The organism is Brevundimonas sp., from assembly GCF_036677305.1.
Taxonomy (GTDB): domain Bacteria; phylum Pseudomonadota; class Alphaproteobacteria; order Caulobacterales; family Caulobacteraceae; genus Brevundimonas.
In genome coordinates, this window is the sequence record NZ_JAKFEB010000161.1 from 1 (window position 1) to 7,109 (window position 7,109).

Consider the following 7,109-nt stretch of genomic DNA (forward strand, 5'->3'; position numbering starts at 1 on the left):
CTCCCGCTCCCAGGCCCAGGACGCCGCCGCCCGGCCAGGGCGACCTCTTCTGAGGCGGGAAATCCGTGGCGCAGGCGGAAAGGCCACGTTAGCCTGACCCCATGGCCAGACCTTCTTCCTCCGACACAGCCACCCTTCACTACGGCGACGGCGAGTTCGCCGTGCTCAAACCGGGACGCGCCGTGATCTGCGCCGTCAGCGGCAAGTCCATCCCGCTGGAGACCCTGCGCTACTGGTCCGTCAGCCGGCAGGAAGCCTACGCCGGTCCGACCGAGGCCTTCCAGGGCCTGGGCCAGCGCCCTTGATCCTGCCGCGCCGCCAGCTGTTGATCGGCGGCGCGCTCGCCGGCCTGGCCCCGACAGCGGCCTGGGCCCCGTCCGCGAACTGGGTCCCGGCGTCGGACGAACTGCCCCTGACCGGCCGCTTCGTCCAGGGCGGCCACGCCATCGGCCGGACCTGGCCCCGGGCCCAGATCCTCGTCGACGGCGAATCCCTGACCACCGCCTCGGCGGACGGCGGTTTCATCGTCGGCTTCGACCGCGACGCGCCGGGCAGCGTCCGGATCGAGGCCCGCCACGACGGCCGCTCGGCCCTGCGGACCCTGACCATCGCCCCCGGCCGGTTTTCCGAAAGCCGCATCGACGGCCTGCCGCCCTCGACCATCGAACCGGACGACCCGGCCCTCCTCGCCCGCATCCAGCGCGAGGTCGCCCTCAAGGCCGAGGGCTTCGCCAGCCGCATCGACGCCGACCATTTCAGCGGCGGTTTCATCTGGCCGCTGGAGAATTTCCGCGTCACCAGTCGCTGGGGCAGCCAGCGCATCCTGAACGGCACGCCGGCCCGGCCCCACTACGGCATCGACCTGGCCGCGCCGCAGGGCGCGGCCATCCGCGCCCCCGCCGACGGCCGCGTGACCCTGGCCCGGCCGGCGCTGCATTTCGAAGGCGGCCTGGTCCTGATCGACCACGGCCAGGGCCTGATCACCGCCTATCTGCACCAGTCGCGGCTGGATGTCCGCGAGGGCCAGGACATCGCGCGCGGGGATCCGATAGGTCAGGTCGGCATGACCGGCCGCGCGACCGGTCCGCACCTCTGCTGGCGCATGAAATGGCGGGATCGGAACCTCGATCCGTCACTCATGGTTGAAAATGCAGGGCCGTAACCGATTACGCCCAGGTGATCACCGTTCAGTAATGGACGAGGGGCGAATCGGCTCGTAGATCGACGTTATTCCCGACCTTGGCCGGGCTTCAAGACATCGACCCATGGCCTCGCTCAGCGCCCTCAAAGTCCTCCTCGTCGACGACAACGCCCACATGCGGACGATCACCTCGGCGGTGCTCGATTCCGCCGGAATCCGTCTGGTTCGCGAGGCGTCCGACGGCGCCGCCGCCCTCGATATCCTGCGCTACCATCCGATCGATCTGGCGATCGTGGACTTCAAGATGTTCCCGCTGGACGGCGTCGAGTTCACCCGCCTGGTCCGCAACAGCCCGGACACGGCCAATCCCTATCTGCCGATCATCATGATGACCGGCCATTCCGAGAAGAGCCGCATCGTCGAGGCGCGCGACGCGGGCGTGACCGAATTCGTGGTCAAGCCGATCACGGCCAAGGCCATCCTCGACCGCATCCAGTCGGTCATCTTCCACCCCCGCCCGTTCGTGAAGACGGACGGCTATTTCGGCCCCGACCGCCGCCGCACCCAGTCGGCCGACTACAAGGGCCCGTTCCGCCGCGCCCGCGATCAGTCGCGCGAGCCGGACTCCAGCGCCGCATAGACCTTGGCGGGCCACCGCTTGTGGACCCAGAACCAGTCGACCGGGCTCTCGCGCACACGGTCCTCGACGAAGGTGGTGATGGCCTGCACCCCGCGCACGATGTCGGCGGCGCGGTCGCCCGTCGGCGTCATCTCGATGGGGTCATAGACCGTCAGTCGGAACCTCACGCCCGGCAGCCGCACCACCGACATCGGCTGCAGCACCGTCCCGAACCGCAGCGCCAGCCGGCTGGGCCCCGGCGCCGCGTTCACCGGCTGGCCGAAGAAGGTCACCTCGGGCCCCTCCGAGAATTTCTGGTCGTTCATCAGGGCCACGGACTCGCCGCGCGCCATCCCGGCCAGCAGCTCCCGCGCCCCGTCCCCGCCCTTGGGCGCGAACAGCTTGACGCCGTACCGCGCCCGCGCCGCGATGATCTGGGCGTCGACATAGGGGTTGTTGGCCGCGCGATAGGTGATCTGGCACGGCACGCCCGAGCCCGTGATCGTCGCCGCCAGCGTCTCGATATTGGCGAAATGCCCGCCCGCGAACACCACCGGCTTCCCCGAGTCCCGGATCTCGTGAAGCCGCTCCAGCCCCACGACCTCGATGCGGTTCTGCTTCACCAGGATGTCCATCACCGCCGTCTCGGCGAACGACCGGCCCGTCTGCTCCCACTGCGCCAGCGCCAGCGCCTCGCGCTCGGCCTCCGGCATCTCCGGGAAGGCGATGCGCAGGTTCCGCATCACCGTCTTCTGCGTCCCCGTCTTCGGTCCCAGCGTCCGCAGCAGCCAGCCGCCCAGCGCCGACGCCCGTTCCACGCCCAGCAGCCGCATCAGGCCGACGAAGCCCGCGAAGCCGACCGCCTCCAGCCGCCAGACCAGGTCCTGGCGGAAACTCACAGGCTTCCCTGAGGCGCTATCGCCCGGAGGGCTGCTTGAGCGCGTATGCTCGTCACCAGGCAATGGTGATCCCGCCGTCCACCACCAGCGTCTGGCCGGTCATGTAGGCCGAGGCCGGGGCCGCCAGATACACCGCCGCCCCCGCGATCTCGTCCGGCTGCCCGATACGCTTCAGCGGCGCGGGGTCCGTGACCTGTTTCAGCAGCTCGGGGTTCTCCCACAGGTAGCGGGCGAAGTCGGTCTGGACCAGGCCCGGCGCGATGGTGTTGACCCGCACGTTCGACGGCCCCCACTCCACCGCCAGGTTCCGCGCCAGCTGCATGTCCGCCGCCTTGGAGATGTTGTAGGCGCCGATCAGCGCATTCCCCCTCAGGCCGCCGATCGACGAGACGATGATCACCGATCCGTCCTTCCGCTCCAGCATCTGCGGCGCGACCATCTGGATCAGCCAGTGGTTGGACACCACGTTGTTCTGCAGGATCTTGCCGAACTGCTCGTCATTGATCCCCGCCATCGGCCCCGCATAGGGATTGGTCGCCGCGTTGCAGACCAGGATGTCGATCCTGCCGAACGCCGCATTGGTCTCGTCGACCAGCCGCTGCAGATCCTCCTTCGAGGCGATATTGGCCGGAATGGCGATCGCCCGGCCCTCGCCGTGCTTGGCATTGATGGCCGAGGCGACCTCGTCGCAAGGCCCGGCCTTGCGCGAACTGATCACCACCCGCGCGCCGTGCTCGGCCATTCGCTCGGCGATAGCCTTGCCGATCCCCTTGGAGGAACCGGTGATCACCGCGACCTTGCCGGTCAGATCGAACAATTCCATCGTTAACCTCGAAGAAGTGGGGAGAATCCGTGCGGAAGCCTAGGCGTTCTGCTCTGATACCCCGATACTCGGGCGATTCCATCCGGGAAGACGGACGATCCGTTTCCAATGCGCGCACTCACCCAGGGCTTCCTGTTCTTCACCTATCTGTTCCTGGCCATGACGGCCGGGGCGTTTCTGTGGAGCTCCAATCTCGGCGCCGGCGCCGGCGTGGCCGCGGGCTTCGGCGTGTTCGGCCTGTTTCTGGCCGCCCACACCCTGATCACGGCCAAGGCCGACAAGGCCGCGCTGAAAAAGGAAATCGACAACGTCCGCGAGGCTCACCGCCTGCTGGCCGACGCCATGGAGTCGACCCAGGGCGCCCTCACCGAACTGGCCCAGGCCATCGAGTCCGGCGCCGTCACCTCCAACGAGGCCCTGTCCGGCGAAGTCCGCATGCTCGAGACCCTGATCTCGCAGATGAGCGAGTCGCTGGACCAGCGCATGGCCCAGCCCGCGCCGGCCAGCGCCTTCGAGGCCCGCCACCGCGAACAGGCCAACACCCTGCTGGCCACCATCCACGAGGCCCTGGCCGAGAACCGCGTCGACCTCTACCTCCAGCCGGTCGTCTCCCTGCCCCAGCGCCGGACCATCTTCTACGAAAGCTTCACCCGCCTGCGCGCCGCCGACGACCGGGTGATGATGCCGTCCGAATACCTCTCGGTCGCCGAGGGCGAGGGCCTGGTCCCCGCCATCGACAACCTGCTGCTGTTCCGCTGCGCCCAGATCGTCCGCCGCCTGGCCCGTCAGGACCGCAAGGTCGGCGTCTTCTGCAACGTCGCCCTGTCCTCGCTCGGCGACGAGACCTTCTTCCCCCAGTTCCTCGAATTCCTGTCCGAGAACCGCGACCTCAACCAGGCCCTGATCTTCGAACTGGGCCAGGCCACCTTCGACGCCCGCGGCGCCGCCGAGGCCCGCAACATGGCCAAGCTGGCCGACCTCGGCTTCCGCTTCTCGATCGACAAGGTCCAGACGCTGGATCTCGACTTCGCCGACCTGCAGCGTTCGGACGTCAAGTTTATGAAGGTCGCCGCTGACCTGCTGATCGAACAGCTGCTGGACGCCGACGGCGCCTCGGCCCTGCCCAGCCTGCGCGACATCTCCGCCGCCGATTTCGCCGGCCTGACGCGCCGCTACGGCATCGAGCTGATCGCCGAGAAATGCGAGAGCGAGCGCCAGATCGTCGACATCCTCGAACTCGACATCGGCATGGGCCAGGGCCATCTGTTCGGCGAGCCCCGCGCCATCAAGGAAGCCGTGCTGGCGGAAACCGACCCGCCCGCCGACTTCATCCGCTCGACCCTGCGCAGCGCCGACCACCGCCGCCGGTTCGGCTGACGGCGCCGGTTCCGGCCCGCTCCGACCCTGGGGAAACGCCTTAACCCCTGGCGTCGCCGTTCCCGGTAAACTGTCCGCACCATGACCGCCGAGGCCCCTCCGCCTGACCCTCGTCGCCGACCACGCCCCCGCGTGGCCATGAGCGGTCAGCTGGTTCACGGCCTTCACCGCGAGGTCATCGACGTCGTGGTCCGCAACCTCACCGACGGCGGCGCCAAGGTCCGGCTGACCTCCACCGTCGGGCTTGTGGTGCAGGGCCGGGTCGTCCTGCGGCTCGCCACGGGCGAGCGCAGCGGCGCGGTCGCCTGGCAGTCGGGCAATGAGGTCGGCGTCAAATTCGACTGACCGGCGCCGCCGCCGGAAAGCGCCAGACGCGGCGCCCGATCCGCCGTCCTGTGCCGCGGATGACCGAAACCCCCGATCTTTTCCGCCTCGCCGCCGGTCCCCGCGCCCCGGCGCCGGCCGTGGTCGTCCCCGAAATAGCCAAAGACGGGAACCCGGTAGACCCGCCCGATCCGTCGGTTTACCTCCCGTCTCCCATGTTCAGGCTCGACTATGAGCGGATCGCCGCCGATCTCGACGATCAGGGCTGGGCCCTGACCGGCCGGCTGCTGACGCCGTGGACCTGCGCCACCCTGCGCACGATGTACGGTCAGCCCGAGCGGTTCCGCAGCCGGATCGTCATGGGCCGCCATGGCTTCGGCGAGGGCGAATACCAGTATTTCACCGACCCCCTGCCCGAGCCCCTGCCCGAGCTGCGCCGCGCCCTCTACGCCGGCCTCGCGCCGGTCGCCAACGGCTGGAACGCCCGCCTCGGCCGGCCCGCCGACTTCCCCGCCGACCTCGACGCCTTCACCGCCCGCTGCCACGCGGCCGGCCAGACGCGCCCCGCCTCCCTGATGCTGAAATACGGGCCGGGGGACTACAACCGTCTGCACCAGGACCTGTACGGCGACCTCGTCTTCCCGCTCCAGACGGCCATCCTGCTCAATGAGCCCGAGATCGATTTCGACGGCGGTGAACTGGTGATGGTCGAACAGAAGCCGCGCAGCCAGTCGCAGGCCCACGTCGTCCCGCTGCGCCAGGGCCACGGCGTCGTCTTCGCCGTCCGCGAGCGTCCCGTCGCCGGCGTGCGCGGCGACTACCGCGTGCAGATGCGCCACGGCGTCAGCCGCATCGGCTCAGGGTCCAGGATGACCCTCGGCCTGATCTTCCACGACGCCGCCTAGGGGTAATAGCCGTAGTCGCCCGGGCGCGGCACGCGCGTATAGCCGTATCGGCCATCCTCGTTGTAGCCGCCGAAGCCGTAGCCGCACGGGTCGTCCCGCGCCGACAGCTGATTGCCCAGCAGGCCGCCGGCCACGGCGCCGATGGCGGCCCCGCGCTCGCGGTCCTTCTCGCCCGCGATCGCCGCCCCGACCGCCGCGCCCAGCAGCGCGCCGGACGCCGTCGCATACTGCCGGTTCCGCTCATAGTCGCGCTGGCAGGCCGATGCGTAGTTGTCGCTCGTCGCGCAACCCGTCAGGGCCAGCGCCGAGGCCGCGATCAACCCCGGTTTCCAGATGCCTTGCATGCCTTGTCTCCTCGCAGCCCCGCAGTCCAACGGCGGAGAGGCGTGGAGCGTTCCGGCGGCGGCGTCCCTCTCCCGTTGGGAGAGGGCTTGAGCGCACGGCGGCGAAGCGATCGGCAACGGGACCCGAAGGGCGGCGCGAAGCGTCAAAGGGTGAGGGTCGCCTGCCCGGGAGCGAACGCCACCCCACCCCCCCCCGTCATTCCGGGGCCGAGCGCAGCCCCACCCTTCCGTCATTCCGGGGCCGAGCGGAGCCCCACCCTTCCGTCATTCCGGGGCCGAGCGCAGCGAGGAACCCGGAACCCAGGCGACCGGGCTCGATATTGGCGGCGCGTCGGACGACGGCGTCGGCCCCCCTGGGTTCCGGGTTCGCTCTTCGAGCGCCCCGGAATGACGGGTTCAACGCTGAAAGTTCGCGCTGAAACAGACGAGTTGCAAACGCCAACCCGTTGAACCATTGCGCCAATCCGAACGCAGCAGCGTCATGTCGTAGCCTTGGTCCAGACCACCCCCATAATCCCCCCATCCCGTCGGTGGGGAGGGCGTCGGATCCACGCTTCTCGATGGCGGCGGGCTGTGGTCGAGCGATGAAGCCCGGGGGCGCTTACGCCGGGGGTCCTTGAGGACGTCGATGGATGGCGTCCGCCTGCTCGCCGCGCGCTTCTCGTGCGGGACCTCTG

Annotated in this window: 9 protein-coding genes; 6 read left to right on the forward strand and 3 right to left on the reverse strand. The window is 69.4% G+C overall.

The annotated features are described in order from the left end of the window. Positions 1-101 precede the first annotated feature (101 nt). The 3 genes from V6M42_RS09070 to V6M42_RS09080 all read left to right on the forward strand — a co-directional run bounded on the left by V6M42_RS09070 (position 102) and on the right by V6M42_RS09080 (position 1,781). Entirely contained in the window at positions 102-305 is a 204-nt protein-coding gene (locus V6M42_RS09070; protein ID WP_332661160.1) for a DUF2093 domain-containing protein, read from the forward strand. After that, positions 302-1,162: a M23 family metallopeptidase gene (locus tag V6M42_RS09075; protein ID WP_332678275.1), complete on the forward strand. Its 861-nt coding sequence runs from the start codon at positions 302-304 to the stop codon at positions 1,160-1,162. Before V6M42_RS09070 ends, V6M42_RS09075 begins: the two co-directional genes overlap by 4 nt. A gap of 103 nt (positions 1,163-1,265) precedes the next feature. Then, a complete protein-coding gene (locus V6M42_RS09080) occupies positions 1,266-1,781 on the forward strand; it encodes a response regulator (RefSeq protein ID WP_332661156.1) in 516 nt (171 codons plus the stop codon). Here V6M42_RS09080 and V6M42_RS09085 read toward each other — a convergent pair. Further along, entirely contained in the window at positions 1,748-2,659 is a 912-nt protein-coding gene (locus V6M42_RS09085) for a lysophospholipid acyltransferase family protein (RefSeq protein ID WP_442880945.1), read from the reverse strand. The genes V6M42_RS09080 and V6M42_RS09085 overlap by 34 nt on opposite strands. 52 nt (positions 2,660-2,711) lie before the next feature. Beyond that, the gene (locus tag V6M42_RS09090; protein ID WP_332661155.1) at positions 2,712-3,482 is read right to left on the reverse strand and encodes an SDR family NAD(P)-dependent oxidoreductase; all 771 of its coding nucleotides are present in this window, start codon (positions 3,480-3,482) and stop codon (positions 2,712-2,714) included. A 108-nt stretch (positions 3,483-3,590) separates the two neighbouring features. On the opposite strand from V6M42_RS09090, the gene tipF reads away from it, so the two are divergent. From tipF to V6M42_RS09105, 3 genes are all read left to right on the forward strand, one after another. Continuing rightward, a complete protein-coding gene (tipF, locus tag V6M42_RS09095; RefSeq protein ID WP_332661153.1) occupies positions 3,591-4,859 on the forward strand; it encodes a flagella assembly cyclic-di-GMP phosphodiesterase TipF in 1,269 nt (422 codons plus the stop codon). An 81-nt stretch (positions 4,860-4,940) separates the two neighbouring features. Next, positions 4,941-5,204: a PilZ domain-containing protein gene (locus V6M42_RS09100; RefSeq protein ID WP_332661152.1), complete on the forward strand. Its 264-nt coding sequence runs from the start codon at positions 4,941-4,943 to the stop codon at positions 5,202-5,204. A 194-nt stretch (positions 5,205-5,398) separates the two neighbouring features. Next, positions 5,399-6,088, forward strand: coding sequence for a 2OG-Fe(II) oxygenase (locus V6M42_RS09105; protein WP_332661150.1), 690 nt, complete (start codon positions 5,399-5,401; stop codon positions 6,086-6,088). Here V6M42_RS09105 and V6M42_RS09110 read toward each other — a convergent pair. After that, on the reverse strand, positions 6,085-6,432 hold the full coding sequence (locus V6M42_RS09110; RefSeq protein WP_332661148.1) for a YMGG-like glycine zipper-containing protein: 348 nt from the start codon (positions 6,430-6,432) through the stop codon (positions 6,085-6,087). The two genes, V6M42_RS09105 and V6M42_RS09110, sit on opposite strands and share 4 nt — an antisense overlap. Positions 6,433-7,109 lie beyond the last annotated feature (677 nt).

Coding starts and splice junctions, on each gene's coding strand:
- V6M42_RS09105 (WP_332661150.1), top strand. CDS start 5,399: ATGTTCAGGCTCGACTATGAGCGGATCGCCGCCGATCTCGACGATCAG.
- V6M42_RS09110 (WP_332661148.1), bottom strand. CDS start 6,432: ATGCAAGGCATCTGGAAACCGGGGTTGATCGCGGCCTCGGCGCTGGCC.
- tipF (WP_332661153.1), top strand. CDS start 3,591: ATGCGCGCACTCACCCAGGGCTTCCTGTTCTTCACCTATCTGTTCCTG.
- V6M42_RS09090 (WP_332661155.1), bottom strand. CDS start 3,482: ATGGAATTGTTCGATCTGACCGGCAAGGTCGCGGTGATCACCGGTTCC.
- V6M42_RS09070 (WP_332661160.1), top strand. CDS start 102: ATGGCCAGACCTTCTTCCTCCGACACAGCCACCCTTCACTACGGCGAC.
- V6M42_RS09100 (WP_332661152.1), top strand. CDS start 4,941: ATGACCGCCGAGGCCCCTCCGCCTGACCCTCGTCGCCGACCACGCCCC.
- V6M42_RS09080 (WP_332661156.1), top strand. CDS start 1,266: ATGGCCTCGCTCAGCGCCCTCAAAGTCCTCCTCGTCGACGACAACGCC.